General features: G+C 37.5%; 16 protein-coding genes and 1 riboswitch. Of the genes, 7 read left to right on the plus strand and 9 right to left on the minus strand.

What is annotated here, in order from left to right; translation table 11 throughout:
* The first annotated feature begins 93 nt into the window (after window positions 1–93).
* Entirely contained in the window at window positions 94–1,428 is a 1,335-nt protein-coding gene (locus C3420_RS14905; RefSeq protein WP_042084965.1) for an ISNCY family transposase, read from the plus strand.
* A gap of 273 nt (window positions 1,429–1,701) precedes the next feature.
* Here C3420_RS14905 and C3420_RS14910 read toward each other — a convergent pair whose 3' ends face one another.
* The 3 genes from C3420_RS14910 to mobQ all read right to left on the minus strand — a co-directional run bounded on the left by C3420_RS14910 (window position 1,702) and on the right by mobQ (window position 5,192).
* Window positions 1,702–2,238 (minus strand): plasmid replication DNA-binding protein, encoded by a 537-nt coding sequence (locus C3420_RS14910; RefSeq protein WP_005249161.1) that lies wholly within the window; start codon window positions 2,236–2,238, stop codon window positions 1,702–1,704.
* A gap of 67 nt (window positions 2,239–2,305) precedes the next feature.
* Window positions 2,306–3,229 (minus strand): replication initiation protein RepM, encoded by a 924-nt coding sequence (gene repM, locus C3420_RS14915; protein ID WP_004282204.1) that lies wholly within the window; start codon window positions 3,227–3,229, stop codon window positions 2,306–2,308.
* 526 nt (window positions 3,230–3,755) lie between these two features.
* A complete protein-coding gene (gene mobQ / locus C3420_RS14925; RefSeq protein ID WP_103857245.1) occupies window positions 3,756–5,192 on the minus strand; it encodes a MobQ family relaxase in 1,437 nt (478 codons plus the stop codon).
* A gap of 209 nt (window positions 5,193–5,401) precedes the next feature.
* Here mobQ and C3420_RS14930 point away from each other — a divergent pair, with 209 nt between their 5' ends.
* From C3420_RS14930 to C3420_RS14940, 3 genes are all read left to right on the plus strand, one after another.
* Window positions 5,402–5,668 carry a mobilization protein gene (locus C3420_RS14930; protein ID WP_146048166.1) on the plus strand — a complete coding sequence of 89 codons (267 nt, stop codon included), beginning with the start codon at window positions 5,402–5,404 and terminating at the stop codon, window positions 5,666–5,668.
* A gap of 17 nt (window positions 5,669–5,685) precedes the next feature.
* Window positions 5,686–6,117: a hypothetical protein gene (locus C3420_RS14935; protein ID WP_004811826.1), complete on the plus strand. Its 432-nt coding sequence runs from the start codon at window positions 5,686–5,688 to the stop codon at window positions 6,115–6,117.
* Window positions 6,118–6,532: 415 nt separating this feature from the next.
* Window positions 6,533–7,204, plus strand: coding sequence for an Abi family protein (locus C3420_RS14940; RefSeq protein ID WP_005225405.1), 672 nt, complete (start codon window positions 6,533–6,535; stop codon window positions 7,202–7,204).
* A 515-nt stretch (window positions 7,205–7,719) separates the two neighbouring features.
* Here the strand turns inward: C3420_RS14940 and ppa are convergent.
* Together ppa and crcB are read right to left on the minus strand one after the other, a co-directional pair.
* Window positions 7,720–8,244, minus strand: a complete 525-nt coding sequence (ppa, locus tag C3420_RS14955; RefSeq protein WP_005225406.1) for an inorganic diphosphatase — start codon at window positions 8,242–8,244, stop codon at window positions 7,720–7,722.
* A gap of 26 nt (window positions 8,245–8,270) precedes the next feature.
* Window positions 8,271–8,651: a fluoride efflux transporter CrcB gene (crcB, locus tag C3420_RS14960; RefSeq protein WP_005225409.1), complete on the minus strand. Its 381-nt coding sequence runs from the start codon at window positions 8,649–8,651 to the stop codon at window positions 8,271–8,273.
* Between the two features lie 116 nt (window positions 8,652–8,767).
* Window positions 8,768–8,835: riboswitch (Fluoride riboswitch) on the minus strand.
* 198 nt (window positions 8,836–9,033) lie between these two features.
* On the opposite strand from crcB, the gene C3420_RS14965 reads away from it, so the two are divergent.
* Together C3420_RS14965 and C3420_RS14970 are read left to right on the plus strand one after the other, a co-directional pair.
* Window positions 9,034–9,243, plus strand: coding sequence for a hypothetical protein (locus tag C3420_RS14965; RefSeq protein WP_004282305.1), 210 nt, complete (start codon window positions 9,034–9,036; stop codon window positions 9,241–9,243).
* 252 nt (window positions 9,244–9,495) lie between these two features.
* On the plus strand, window positions 9,496–10,950 hold the full coding sequence (locus C3420_RS14970) for a SulP family inorganic anion transporter (protein ID WP_005225410.1): 1,455 nt from the start codon (window positions 9,496–9,498) through the stop codon (window positions 10,948–10,950).
* Window positions 10,951–11,156: 206 nt separating this feature from the next.
* Here the strand turns inward: C3420_RS14970 and C3420_RS14975 are convergent, their stop codons facing one another.
* The 3 genes from C3420_RS14975 to repM (C3420_RS14985) all read right to left on the minus strand — a co-directional run bounded on the left by C3420_RS14975 (window position 11,157) and on the right by repM (C3420_RS14985) (window position 13,340).
* Window positions 11,157–11,384: a hypothetical protein gene (locus tag C3420_RS14975; protein ID WP_000555568.1), complete on the minus strand. Its 228-nt coding sequence runs from the start codon at window positions 11,382–11,384 to the stop codon at window positions 11,157–11,159.
* 387 nt (window positions 11,385–11,771) lie between these two features.
* Window positions 11,772–12,329 carry a plasmid replication DNA-binding protein gene (locus C3420_RS14980; RefSeq protein ID WP_240664393.1) on the minus strand — a complete coding sequence of 186 codons (558 nt, stop codon included), beginning with the start codon at window positions 12,327–12,329 and terminating at the stop codon, window positions 11,772–11,774.
* A 60-nt stretch (window positions 12,330–12,389) separates the two neighbouring features.
* A complete protein-coding gene (gene repM / locus C3420_RS14985; RefSeq protein WP_005225810.1) occupies window positions 12,390–13,340 on the minus strand; it encodes a replication initiation protein RepM in 951 nt (316 codons plus the stop codon).
* Between the two features lie 303 nt (window positions 13,341–13,643).
* On the opposite strand from repM (C3420_RS14985), the gene C3420_RS17425 reads away from it, so the two are divergent.
* Window positions 13,644–13,823 carry a hypothetical protein gene (locus C3420_RS17425; RefSeq protein ID WP_005261369.1) on the plus strand — a complete coding sequence of 60 codons (180 nt, stop codon included), beginning with the start codon at window positions 13,644–13,646 and terminating at the stop codon, window positions 13,821–13,823.
* Between the two features lie 129 nt (window positions 13,824–13,952).
* Here C3420_RS17425 and C3420_RS14995 read toward each other — a convergent pair.
* On the minus strand, window positions 13,953–14,635 hold a 683-nt coding region (locus tag C3420_RS14995), incomplete at its 5' end, for a hypothetical protein (protein ID WP_228152975.1).

The following is a 14,635-nucleotide window of genomic DNA, read 5'->3' on the forward strand; positions in this document are numbered from 1 at the left end:
TGTTAGAAACCATTTAAAGTGTCTATATTCTCACCAATAAAAATGTCTAGTTTATGATGGTTTTTACCATCATGGACTGGATATAAATTAGAGATGTTGATCACTATGTCTGACAAGGAAATTCAACGTCTTGCAGTTCTGCAAGACGTTCGAGATCATCGTATTACCCAGGTCCGTGCTGCTGAAATCCTGAATCTTTCCACTCGTCAAATTACCCGGTTATTGCAGAAACTCAATCAAGACGGTGTTTCAGGTCTGGCACATGCCAGTCGTGGTCAACCTGGCCATCATCGCCATGATGAGTTATTAAAATCAAAATGTCTTTCCATTATTTCTGAACATCTGCTGGGCTTTGGACCTACCTTGGCGCATGAGAAGCTCAGCAGCATATTTGACCTGAATATCCCGGTAGAAACGGTTCGGCGCTGGATGATGGCCAATGACCTCTGGATTCCGCGATCCAAGCGCCTTAAACGTCCATATCAGCCACGTTATAACCGGGATTGCTTCGGTGAGCTGATCCAGATTGATGGCTCATATCATGACTGGTTCGAAGGACGCGCTGCTAAGTGCTGTTTATTGGTGTATATCGATGATGCCACTGGAAAGCTGTTGCATCTACGCTTCTGTGAGGCGGAAACCACCTTCGACTATATGCTTTCAACCCGAGCCTACATTGAACAATACGGCAAACCTCTGGCCTTTTATAGCGACAAACATTCGGTATTCAGAGTTAATCAGAAATCCAGGAAAGACAGCCAGATCACGCAATTTGGGCGGATTCTGAACGAGTTAAATATTGATATTATCTTTGCCAACTCACCACAGGCTAAAGGTCGCGTAGAACGCGCGAATAGAACCCTTCAAGACCGTTTGATCAAGGAGATGCGTCTGGAAGGCATCAGTTCAATTGCCGAAGCCAATGCATGGCTACCCTGCTTCATTGAGCACTTCAATCAGAAGTTTGCCAAGTGTGCGAGAAACTCGAAGAATTTACATCGATCTTTAACGGAATCTGATGCTGAGCTGGAGGATATATTCACTTGGCAGGAACCGCGTAAGGTCACGAAGAACCTAACCATCACCTATGACAAGTGTATTTATCTGCTTGAACCGACAGAGCTGAATCATAAGCTTGTTGGGCAATACATTTCATTTCTGGAGTACCCGGATGGTACTGTGGCCCTCATGCATGAAGGACGGAAGATCAACTATAGCGTCTTCAATAAACTGGCTGGACTACAGCAGAATGAAGTGGTTGAGAATAAAAGATTAGGCTCAGTTCTGGCGCATATCCAGCAACAACATGAAGAGTTGGAGAAACAGAATAAACGTTCCCGTCTCAAGAAAAGTATGCCGAGTCGTAAAGCTCAGAAAGCTGTTATTGAACAAAGAAAGTTAAATCCTGTGCTTGACTCTTGTGGTTAAAAACAGGACATTTTAAATGGTTTATCACATAGACATTTTAATTGGTGAATAACAGCGTTATAATTCTCTTGAAAATTCAACGCTGTAGTTTCTAGTTGATAGCCCGAACATCCCTGTTCGGGCTTTTTTTGTGATTTTTCACGTTCCACGCCTATTATTTAAGCAATGTTTCACGACTTTATTCAGTTTTAATAAACATCATCCGGTTTTTTGAGGAGTCATTATTTCATGTGCTTGCACTGAAATTGGCTCATCAAAAAAGTGGAGTCCTGGTTAACCGTAAGGAAGGAAAAAACGACTCAGGAAGCCTCTCTTTTTAGGTGTAGGCTCAATATGTTCTGGAACAGGGATGCGTTTGTTCTCTGGAGTAGTCAATCCGTCATAGTTCGATTCAGTCTGTGGCCGAGAATCTGTTGCTATATCCTGTTCAGATTCATGATCGGTAAACGTAGTCATATTGGCTTTTGGAGTTTCCAGTAAGCGCTGCATGGCCTCAATCTGTTCTTGATAAAACGATTCACGTTCTAATGATTGATTTTCTCTCTGTATTGCCTGATTTAATTGTTTTTCCAGCATGTCAACTTGACGTTTTAGCAAGTCAACTTCTGTTAAGTTATGCCTACTAGTTGATTGACTTTGGTTGACACTAGAATTGCTTTTTTGTGGTTCCCCAAAAACTCTCAAGGCTTCTGAAAAGTCAATTAATCCATCCGATCCTTTTGATAAATTTCCTTTCTTTATATGGGCATATACAGCTTGTCTTGAATATCCATATAATTTCGCTAGTTCTGAAACTGACAGTTTTTTCATTATGTAAACCAGTTTTCAAATAGTGTTAATAGTTGATTGTTAACTTTACTATGTCAATTGACATCATTCATTGAAAGCCGACTTTTCGAAGTAATGGCATAAATTCTTTTAATTTATTTGGCTCTTGCAGCATGGTTACAATCCGAGCAGCAAACTGTTCATAGCTTTCATTACCTTGTGAAAGTTTAGCCATCTCAGGAAGTTCTGATAATTTACTAGCAAATAAATATCGTTGTGCATCAGTCAAATTGATTTTTAGCTCTTTGTCCTGACTAATGTCATTGGCTGTATTTGTTGCTGACTTTTTCTGTTTGAAGCTAAATGAAAAGCCCGTAATGGATCTGCCGGTTTTATGTTGTTCAACTTTGACATTAATATCGGTATGTTCATTTACTTGCTTTAATGCAATGTCTAAAACATATTTCTTAAAATCGTACATCCTTTTGTATTCAGTCTCGAGTACACCTATTTTTTGTCTGAAATCGTAGATAGTTATAAGAGGCGTTTTTCCGGTACTACGCCACGCAATCAATATTTCATATAAGCGAACAGCATAAGCACTCGTTAAATTGCTTATTTGCTGTATCTCATACTTTGTAAATTGTTCTTCTAATCGAGTTATTAAAGGCACAATAGCTGGAGCAAAAATAAGTCTAACGACAGCCTCATTATCAATATAAGCAACCTCGCTTACCCATCTTGACTTGTGATTAATGACATTACCTTTTTCACTAAGACTTTGATAACTGAATTGTCTTGCAAATAGGTCATCGCAAGCATCTTTTAAGGCTTGATAAGCAGTATTTCGATGTACACCAAATTGATTGATATAACTTTCAGCATGAACTGTTAATGGATCATTAGCATTTATCCCTTTACCTGATTCCCTGGCTTCAACGATAGCTAAAAGAATTAATCGTTGTTCTACTAGATCAAGGTTATAACTAGCATTAATTAAAGCGTTATCTTTGACAATTAGTTCGGTTTTCATATGAAAAATTTATATTTTTAAGTCAATAAGACGAGGTTATATTATCAACTCGCTTAATGCAAGGTAAACCTCGTTTTAATGCAAGGTAAACCTCGTTTTAATGCAAGGTAAACCTCGTTTTAATGCAAGGTAAACCTCGTTTTATAATCTCTCAAAGCCTTATAAATTCAGGTTTACAGGCTATCTAAAAGCATTTAAAAGCTTAAAAATAATTAAAAGCATATTTCATGAAAAATTGCCCTTGGTTTTCGCTCCGCTCAAACTCTATTGAATCTCGCTTTCGCTCGATTCGTCGGGGCAATTTTTGGTTCACGTTTTCGTGACTTTTAGAAAAAGCAAAAGCAACTCGGAATTCGCTTCGCTCATCAGCTTTTTTTTCTCGCTACGCTCGGTTTAGGAATCCAACTTGGAAAGTTCGCACCCATACGGGATGCTCTGCCATGCAGGTGATTGATGGATAGGGAGCTTGTAATCAGGGAAAGGGATGGGCAAATTTTCTCAGTTCGCTCGTAGACACTCGCTCTGTTTAGCGACTCATGCCACGAGATTTCATTTTAGGAGCTTGTTGCTGTGCTTTGAGCTGTTGTTCTTGTCTGAGTTTCATCTGTTGTTCTGCTTTGATCTCATCCACACATTTTTTAATGACTTGATAGGATGGGTATAGAGTCTGGTATTGCTTGGCTTTGGCCGGATGTTGTTGTTGGTAGTGCTTCCAGGCATGTTCTTTGAATTTTTCATTTTCCAATAAATCCTTCACACCATGTTTTTTCTGGTGTTCATGCTGACCTTTCAGCTTTTTGTGTTCCTGGTAGATCTCATCACGTTGGGCTTCCCAGGCTTTTTTTCCAAACAGTAAGGGTTTGTTCTGGGTTAATTCGTTGTGTTGATCCACCAGGCTTTGCAATTTGTCATGACTTTGCTTGAGTCCGCTTTTCACGATCTCCTGGGCAAGGTGCTGATTGAACTCGTTTTGATGTTTGTGGTGCTTGGTCAGGTTTATTTCGGCTTGTTTGAGATTGCGCTGCATAAAATCCAGGTCTAGATTCGCGTCTTTTGCGCTGATTTCGCGATTTAGCACTTTACCAAGGGTTTCCCTCTGTTTTTCCTCAAATAGGGCTTTTTCGTCAATTGGTGACGTTTTAGCGCTATTTTTGATTTGGGTCTGCTGTTCAGTTTTCAGTGTGCTGAGTTTTATCTCATTTTCAGCAATCAGCAGATCCATATTTTTGCCGTATTGCAGCTGCGCCTGATTTCTCTGTTTGATTTCATCATTACTACGGCTGATTTCGGTCTCAATCCCTTTTCGGCGCAGTTCGGTGACTTTCGGTCCTTCGTGCAGGGTGGCTTCCAGGCCATTCTCCTGGTCTTTGTAGCTGCGGTGGTCGACTCGGGCGGTGTATCCGGCTAGATCCAGGTGCATATTGCAGATATCGGCAAAGTGTTCGCGCCAGTGTTCGATTTCTCCACTGTGTTTCTGATCGAGTTCCCGGGTTTTCTCTGTAAAACCTTCTGGCGTAAGTTTACGTGTGCTCATTAGGATATGGGCGTGATAATTGCGCTCATCACTGCCGGATCCGGTATGCGGTGCATGAATACAGGCATCGACTGCTACCTGATGTCTTTCCACGATGCTGGCACATAATTCTTCGAGCATGGCCAGACGTTGTTCCTGGTTCAGTTCACTTGGAAAGGCAATTTCAAATTCCCTGGCGACTGTCGAGTTTTTTCGGGTTTCCCGTTGTTCAACTTCGTTCCAGAGTTTTTCTCGATTCTTTAAATGCTCTGGTGCGCCTTCGGGTAAATAAATTTCTTTGTATTCCACACCGGTTTTTCGGCTGTAGTCATGTTCTCGGCCTTCACGTTCACAATAGATCTTTTCACCTGCCCGATAGGCAATCGCAGCAGTGGCGGAACGTCCTGCTGATCGTGCTACGGTTTTGACTGAAAAGTGGTAAATCGCCATGCCTGTTTTTCGCTTTTAAATTTTCACGTAGTGAAATACAACCGTGAATACGGTTGTCGGGGTATTGGGGAGACCCCAATCGTACTTGCAAACGAAGTTTGCATAAGTGCGCTCTTCGAGGAAAACATTACTATACATATAGCACCTTGAATGCATATTCAAGTGCGCTTATGTTAGGGATGGTTTCCCAGGATGATGGTATTGGATTAATGAGCGTTACTGAAACACTAGACAGCAAAATTAAAGCCCAGGAAGAAAAGCTGAAACAGCTCAAAGCTCAAAGACAGGCAGCACTAGCAAGAGAACGAGTCAAAGAGAAAGAACAGGCTCGAAAGGATGATACTAGACGCAAAATTTTAATTGGATCCTGTATGCTAAAAATCACTGAAGATGATGAACAAGCCAGAGCTAAACTAATTGCTCAGATGGATAAGTATTTAACGGATGAGCGTGACCGAAAGCTTTTTAATCTATAAATTTTGAGAGATGAGTAGTGGAAGATCCAACACTTAATGAGTTAATACGTAATACAGAATTATTCTTTGAACATCACTGGAATGTAGGTCTATTAGGAAAGCCTCCTGAATGGTCACCAGTACATTTTAATTTTGGAAAAATTCCTAATTACGATAAACAAGGTGTATATGCGTTTATCAAAGGAGATTTAGTGACTTATATCGGTGTTGGGACTTCTAGAGGTGCTGGCCGTTATCGTGGTAATGGCTTAAGCGCCAGGGTAATGAAATATTGCCGATGGAATGAAGATAAAACTGAATATATTGCGATAGATCCAAGACTGAAAGATGCTGGATCCATCATTACAATAGGCTTTGAACGTGATACGGCTTATTTAGCAAATGCCTTAGAAGTTTTTCTTATCTCTAAAATCCAACCTGTCCACAATGTGGTTAAAGTTGGTATGTAATTTCGAATAAGAGATCTTATATTAAATAAAAGCTTGAATTTAACAGGTAATTCTATAGGTCTTATAGTTTTGTTTAGACGAGCGTAATCGGTCCACTCGGGCATGAAGCATGTTACAATGCGCTAAAGCGCATTGTAACATGCTTCATGCCCGATGTAAAATTCTTTTAAAATCAATAACTTAGACTGTTTTTATGTGGTTGTAAGGTTAGATTATCTTACTAGAGTATCATTATTTATAACTAAGATTATAATAAACATTAAGTAAATTATAGGCATACATTGTTTTATAGCTACTTATAATGAAAAAAGCCTTTCACGTTAGCAAAAGGCTTTTTCCGAATCTTAACGCTTGGGAGGGAAGATCAAAGATCCGCAGTCTCTCAAACTTACAAGCACATAGTAGGGTATAAGCGGTGGAATTGTCAAATTCAGCATTGTTACAAATAGAGAAAACGCTATCTATACCACGTCTTTCAAAGTATGAGTATTTCTATAAGAATAGAAATGAGCCTTATAAAAAACAAGATGTTATGAAGCTTTATGAAAGAAATTTAATTATTTCCAATAGATTTTTTTACTTACTAAATTACTTCGAAATTGTTCTTAGAAATGCAGTTGTAGAAGCTATAGAAATAGCGTTTAACTGTAATTCAACTAATAGTTGGCATATTAATCCTGGCTTTATTCGAAGTTTGAGTAGCAAAGGTCGACACAGCCCTAAAAGCATGTTCGATGAAGTTCAACGAAAGTTTCCTTCTTCTCCTAGTAAGATGATTCCAGAGTTTAAATTTGTATTTTGGCAAAAGATGTTCATGTCTAATTATGAGGATCGTATTTGGAAAAGTTGTTTAACTCAGGTCTTTCCAAATGTACTAACGGAAAATAGGCAAACTTTTTATGATTGGATTGATCAATTACGAGAACTAAGAAATAGAATTGCTCATCATGAGCCTATTATTTTTAACAGATCATTAGAAAATGATTTAAAAGTATTAATGATTTTTATTCACTGTCGTTGTGAATATACTTTTACTTTACTAGAGCCATTTGCACTTGAATTAGAAAATTTAATTAGAAATAAGTAATTATCTTTTTAATATTTTAGAAATAAAAAACCCCGGCATCCTGCCGGGGTTTTTCGTATTGGTTCGCTCGGTATAACTCCTGTCGTACCTTACAGTCCTTGTGCTTATCTCTTGTTATTCTTCTCTGGAGCATCCTGCTCTCTATGTCTCCATCATAGGAAATTTCCAGTATATGGAATAGCCGCAAAGGACCGAGTTTCATGTGCGCCAGGGCGTACAAAATAGCCTAAATTTTATCCCCAGCAATTGGGGATAGTTTTGGAACCTGAATCCGCATGAAATGGGCACTGATTGCCAAATTGATCATTTATTAATCGATTTTCTTGGCAAAATGTTACAGATTTGCTTAAAAACTCACCAACTTATTACAAAAGCCAATTTCTGGTGGTTTCTTAGTCATAACTAAAATTTTAAGTTATTGATATTTAAATTAATATACAAGTGTATTGCGTATAACGGCCATTATGTTAAATAGCATAAAAAGGGACCTCAGATTTGGGTCCCTTTTATCTAAATTATTTGTATGCTTGGATAGATTTTAGAATCTCCTGTCTGGCTTCTTCTACATTGCCCCAACCATTAAATTTCATCCATTTACCTTTTTCCAAGTCTTTATAATGTTCAAAGAAATGTTTCATTTGATCTAATTGAAGCTGAGGGAGGTCGCTCAGATCTTCAACATTGTTATATAGAGGTGTGAGCTTAGAATGAGGTACAGCAATGATCTTTGCATCAATACCGGCTTCATCTTCCATATACATGACTCCGACAGGTCTGCTGCGAATTACTGATCCTACAGCAACCGCATGGGGAGCTATTACAAATACATCTAAGGGATCACCATCCTCGCTTAATGTTTGAGGAATATAACCGTAATTGTACGGATATGACATTGCTGTACTTAGAAAGCGATCAACCAATAAAGCATCATATTCTTTATTCACTTCATACTTGATGGGTTTAGCATTTGCCGGGATTTCGATGATGCTATTAAAGTCATCTGGTGGATTAGTACCTGCTTTAACATTTTTAAAACTCATTGTTTTACCTTCTAATATTTAGATTATTAATGATTAGTGAAAAATTGATAGGAAAGTATTCCTAGTACTGTAAAGATTAATGAACCTATTACATGGATGGCTATTGTTGAGATAGCATATTCAAACTTTGAAGCTTGTAGCAACGCAACAATTTCAACTGAAAATGTTGAAAAGGTCGTTAAAGCACCGCAGAAGCCTGTCACAACGAATAACTTATAATTAGGGCTTATTGAGCTATTTGAAAAAAATGATACAGCTAATCCAATAATAAAAGCACCGATTAAGTTAACAATCACTGTCCCGAAAGGAATATTTTCAAATACGCTATTAAATCTTAGACTTATGCCCCAACGAAGCCAGGCACCGATTACAGAACCGAGAGCAATTGATAAAAGAGAAAGATACATGTCTGCTCCTAGTTATGAGCAGCAAAAGATATATAAATAAAGAACTTTATGACGGGAAAACATAGCGTAGCTCCATTTTGTAAAAGCAGAGCACGCGACTACGTACCCTGCTTGAGGGAAACGTAGGTATCATCAGCCAGAATTGGCGGTTTGTGTAAGGAGGATAGCCATCTCCTTTGAGTACTATTATTTAAAAATTGATTAGCTAATTCAACAACCTTCTATTATTAAAATACGTAAGTTTGATACTTTTTTATCTTTAGTTTAGTAAAACTTGAAACTTTTCATTTTTTCTATAATCTTTTTGGAAAGGGTGTCCAGCTAAGCTGAGGCAGGTGTTTGTTGTAGTCGGGCCGCTACAATATTGATAAAGAGCACCTGTATGTTTAATTTCAAGATTTTTAATAAAGTCTCTACGGAAGTATTGACGATCAAAAATGATCTCCAGCTTAATGCTGAGCTGCAATTAATTAATAAATATAAAACGGCTATTTCTGAAGATTATAAACAGGCTATTGTTTTGATCTTTAAAGAACGCGGCTACACACGTTTGGAAATAGGTCAATTACTTGGGGAGCTAAAAGCTTCATAAAATACAGATTAAACAAAGCTTGGATATACATCCAGGCTTTATAAAAAAGTACCTAGCTGTTACCCTTGTCCTGATTTTTTTACTCTAAAAAGTTTCTTCATCTTATGACACCTACGCCACCTTAAGTTTATTTACCTTCTTAAATCTGTAAATAACTCATCACTGTCTAGCTAGTGATGTGGTGTAGTCGCTTGTGTGTTGTATATATCACATCACTAGCCTATCTGAAAAATTAAAAAACAGGCTATGTTTATGTTATCTAATGTCCGAGAACAGTGGTTCTCTAACATCCGTGGGGATGTACTTGCCGGATTAGTCGTCGGTCTTGCACTCATCCCTGAAGCCATCGCATTTTCAATTATTGCAGGTGTAGATCCTAAAGTTGGTCTATACGCATCCTTCTGTATTGCCGTCGTGATTTCTTTCGTAGGTGGTCGTCCTGCCATGATTTCAGCAGCCACTGGCGCAATGGCGCTGCTTATGGTCACATTGGTCAAAGAGCATGGGCTTGAATATCTGCTGGCAGCAACAATTTTGACAGGCGTGATTCAAATATTGGCAGGCTATTTAAAGCTCGCCAAGTTAATGCGGTTTGTATCTAAATCTGTGGTTATTGGATTCGTAAATGCGTTAGCGATCTTAATTTTCATGGCTCAATTGCCTGAACTGATTAATGTGACCTGGCATGTATATGCTTTTGTTGCTTTAGGTTTAGCAATTATTTATCTATTCCCTCTGGTTCCCAAATTAGGAAAATTACTCCCTTCTCCACTAGTCTGCATCATTGCAATCACATTATTGGCAATCGCTTTAGGAATTGATGTCCGGACCGTGGGCGATATGGGGTCTTTACCTGACACACTTCCAATGTTCTTGATTCCAGATATTCCTTTGAATATTGAAACATTGATGATTATTTTGCCTTATTCAGTCGCACTGGCGGCTGTAGGTTTACTTGAATCGATGATGACAGCAACTATCGTGGATGAAATGACTGATACGCCAAGTGATAAATATCAGGAATGTAAGGGACAAGGGATTGCGAATATTGCTTCTGGCTTTATGGGTGGCATGGCCGGTTGTGCAATGATTGGTCAATCTATGATTAACGTAAAATCAGGTGGCCTTACACGCTTATCAACATTCTCTGCGGGCATTTTTCTTCTTATTCTGGTTGTATTTATCAGTGACTGGCTCAAAGTGATTCCAATGGCTGCATTGGTAGCGGTAATGATAATGGTCTCTATCAGTACCTTTGAATGGAGTTCTGTCACTCAGTTAAAAGATAATCCTAAGAGCAGTAATTTCGTCATGATTGCGACGGTGATTGTAGTTGTTGCTACGCATAACCTGGCTTTGGGTGTGTTAACAGGCGTATTACTTTCAGCCTTGTTCCTGGCGAATAAACTTGAAAATGATATCCAGGTGACAGCATCTTTTGAAGGAATGGCCCGTTTATATGAGTTGAGAGGTCAGATCTTCTTTAGTTCTTCTGAAAAATTCATGCAAGGTTTTGACTTTAAAGAGGATGTAAAGGATGTGATTATTGATTTGACCCATTCTCACATTTGGGATGTAACATCAGTCGCCATGCTTGATTCTGTTGTAAAAAAATTTCAAAAGAATGGTGTGAATGTCACTGTGCGTGGCTTAAATGAAGCCAGCTCTATCATGATTGATAAGTATGGAACACATGCCAGAATCTAAGCGCAGGAGATTTTACGTTTATGTAGAATCTCTAAAATTAACACAATACACCTTATACGAAGTCAAAAAAATATATCTATATGATGATTAATGAAATTGTAAAACCTATTCATAATGAACATTATGTAAAATGGAGATGATAGAAGTGTACTCACTAGTACACTTCTATCATAAAAAAGAGAGCTGCCAGCTCTCTTTTTTATGTTTTATTCAAAATGAAGTTGATATTTATCCGTCGTAATCTTGATCTTGAGGTTCTTATATTTTCGTTTTGTGGCACTCAGGGCTGAATCTGTCACTTCTGCATGAAATTTAGGGTCATTCATTAGATCATGAAATAGTTTATATCCAATCAATAACTTACTGGATTTTTTCTTTTCCTTTAGATCATTTTCAATCAACTGATCCAATTCTTTTACAGAAAAACTATGCATATTACCCTCTATAGTATCTTTCTGATAAAACACCATACAGACTTAGTAAGAGAATTTAAAGCTTATTAGATAATTGATATTTATGAAATTGTGAGAAAGATAATATATTAGATTTATCTATTTAAGTTAAGTTTTTCTAAAAATAACATAATACACCTTATACGAAATGCTTGATATTTCTCTTTAAATATCAGTATATTAAAGTAAGCCGTTTTGGAGTATAGGGCACCAGAACGGCTTTTTATTGATTATTCATGTTCCACGCTTAAATATTGAACAATGTTCCACGGTTTTATTCAGTCTTAATAAACCTCATCCGGTTTTTTGGTGAGTCATTATTTCATGTGCTTGCACTGAAATTGGCCCATCAAAAAATTGGAGTCCTGGCTAACCATAAGGAAGAAAAAAACGGCTCAGGAAACCCCTTTTTTTTGGTTCAGGCTCAACGTGTTCTGGAACAGGGATACGTTTATTGTCTTTCTGAGGAGTAGTCAATTCGTCATAGTTTGACTCGGTCTGTGGCCGAGGATCTGTTGCTATATTCGAATTAGTAGATTCATTTAGTTTATTAATATTTTCTTGTTTTGGCTGTTCTAAGGTGCCTTTAAACTCAATTCTATGAGTAAGATCTTCAATATGTTGCATCAAAGACTTTTCTCTTTGATTTGCTAAATCTAACTGATTTTTGAGTAAAGAAATTTGATCTTTTAATACACTTTCAACCTCAGATTGAACGTGTACTTGTACATCCTTCTGAACTTGTTCAGTACGTGTACTGGACTGAACACCGACTGGATTGCCATAAACTCTGATAAGTTCAGATAAGTCTATAAGACCATCATGATCTCTTGATAATTCACCATTTTTTAAAGCCTCATATATTGTTGTACGTGATTTTTTAAAGGCTTTACTTGCATCCATGACGCTGAATTTTGTTGTGTTCAATGTAATCCCTCAGTGCGTGTACAAGGATGTTCATGTGAACATCCAATCTGAACATGAAGTTTATTTTGTATTAAATCCTACTTTCTTTAGATATGGCAGTAATTCTTCAATTTTAAGTGGATCCTGCAACATTTCGGCAATGCGAACAGCAAATTGAGAGTAACTTTCTGTACCTTGAGAATATTTATTCATCTCGGTAAGCTCAGAGAGTTTATTAGCAAAAAGATAACGTTGCGAATCAGTCATTTTTAAAACTATAGGTTGTATAGCTATATCTGACTTCTTTGGTTGCTTTCTAATTTTATAGGTAAACTCAAATCCTATAATTTTTTTCCCTGCCTTCTTATTAGTATATTGAAGGTTATATATATCGCAGGCTTTGCTCTTATTTATTTGAGTGACAGCTAAGTCCAGGACATTGTCTTTTAGATTTGACATAGTTTTATATTTATTTTCGATACCGAACCTAGATCGAAGATCGTCCAACTCTAGAAAAACTTTTTGCTCTTTATAGTTCTGCACTTCTTTAAGAATTTCATATAAGCGATTGGCATATTGGCTGCTTAAATCAACCGTATGTTGAAGATCAATTTGAGTAAATTTATTAGCTAGCTCACTTACAAATGGTAAGACGTCATTAGCAAATTGAATTTCAATTCTAGCTTCACCTTCAAGATATCCCTTCATTTGAATAAATCTATATGTTCTAACGTGTTTTTTAGTATTTGAGATTTCTCGCTCTAATGTGAACTGGCGTTCAAATAAAGTATCTACAGCCGTTCTAAGGGCTTTATAACCGCCATCTATGGTGTCTGAAAACAGATCTGCATATTCATGAGCTGAAATGGTAATTGGTACATTATTATCTAATGTAATCTTATTAGAACGAATTTTTGATAAAGCGATATTGAACAATCTATGCTCAACAACAGTCATTTTATAATGAGCTTTTACTAAATCATTTGCTTTAGAGACAAGAATCGACATGTCTAAATTTTCTGAACGGCTCATTCTTATTTCCCTATAAACATTATATGGATTTACCAAAATCTAGATAAATTTTTCACTTAGGGAATCATCATAACAATACTCATTTAAATAGTAAAATAAAAACCTATGTTTATGCGGATAAAACCTATGTTTGAAACGGATAAAACCTATGTTTGAAACGGATAAAACCTATGTTTATACGGATAAAACCTATGTTTGAAACGGATAAAACCTATGTTTATACCACCATAATATATTGAAAACAAAAAAGAAAAAATGCTTCAAATATTAAATATTATAAATATAAAATAAAAAAGAAAATTCATGAAAATTGCCCTTGGTTTTCGCTTCGCTCAAACTCTATTGAATCTCGCTTTCGCTCGATTCGTCGGGGCAATTTTTGGTTCATATTTTCGTGAATTTGAGAAAAAGCAAAAGCAAGATCAAAAGCAGCTCGGAATTCGCTTCGCTCATGAGCTTTTTTTCTCGCTACGCTCGATTTAAGAATCAAACTTGGAAAGTTCGCACCCATGCGGGATGCTCTGTAGGGTAGGTGATTAATGGATAGGGAGCTTGTAATCAGGGAAAGGGATGGGCAAATTTTTTCAGTTCGCTCGTAGACACTCGCTCTGTTTAGCGACTCATGCCACTAGATTTCATTTTAGGCGCATGTTGCTGTGCTTTGAGCTGTTGTTCCTGTCTGAGTTTCATCTGTTGTTCTGCTTTGATCTCATCCACACATTTTTTAATGACTTGATAGGATGGGTATAGAGTCTGGTATTGCTTGGCTTTGGCTGGATGTTGTTGTTGGTACTGCTTCCAGGCATGTTCTTTAAACTTTTCATTTTCCAATAAATCCTTCACACCATGTTTTTTCTGGTGTTCATGCTGACCTTTCAGCTTTTTGTGCTCCTGGTAAATCGCATCACGTTGGGCTTCCCAGGCTTTTTTTCCAAACAGTAAGGGTTTGTTCTGAGTTAATTCGTTGTGTTGATCGACCAGGCTTTGCAATTTGTCATGACTTTGCTTGAGTCCGCTTTTCACGATCTCCTGGGCAAGCTGCTGATTGAACTCATTTTGATGTTTGTGGTGCTTGGTCAGGGTTATTTCGGCTTGTTTGAGATTACGCTGCATGAAATCCAGGTCTAGATTCGCGTCTTTTGCGCTGATTTCGCGTTTTAGCACTTTGCCAAGGGTTTCCCTCTGTTTTTCCTCAAACAGGGCTTTTTCGTCAATTGGTGGCGTTTTAGCGCTATGCTTGATTTGGATCTGCTGTTCTGTTTTCAGTGTGCTGAGTTTTATCTCATTTTCAGCAA

The organism is Acinetobacter sp. ACNIH3 (assembly GCF_002918965.1).
Lineage (GTDB): Bacteria > Pseudomonadota > Gammaproteobacteria > Pseudomonadales > Moraxellaceae > Acinetobacter > Acinetobacter schindleri.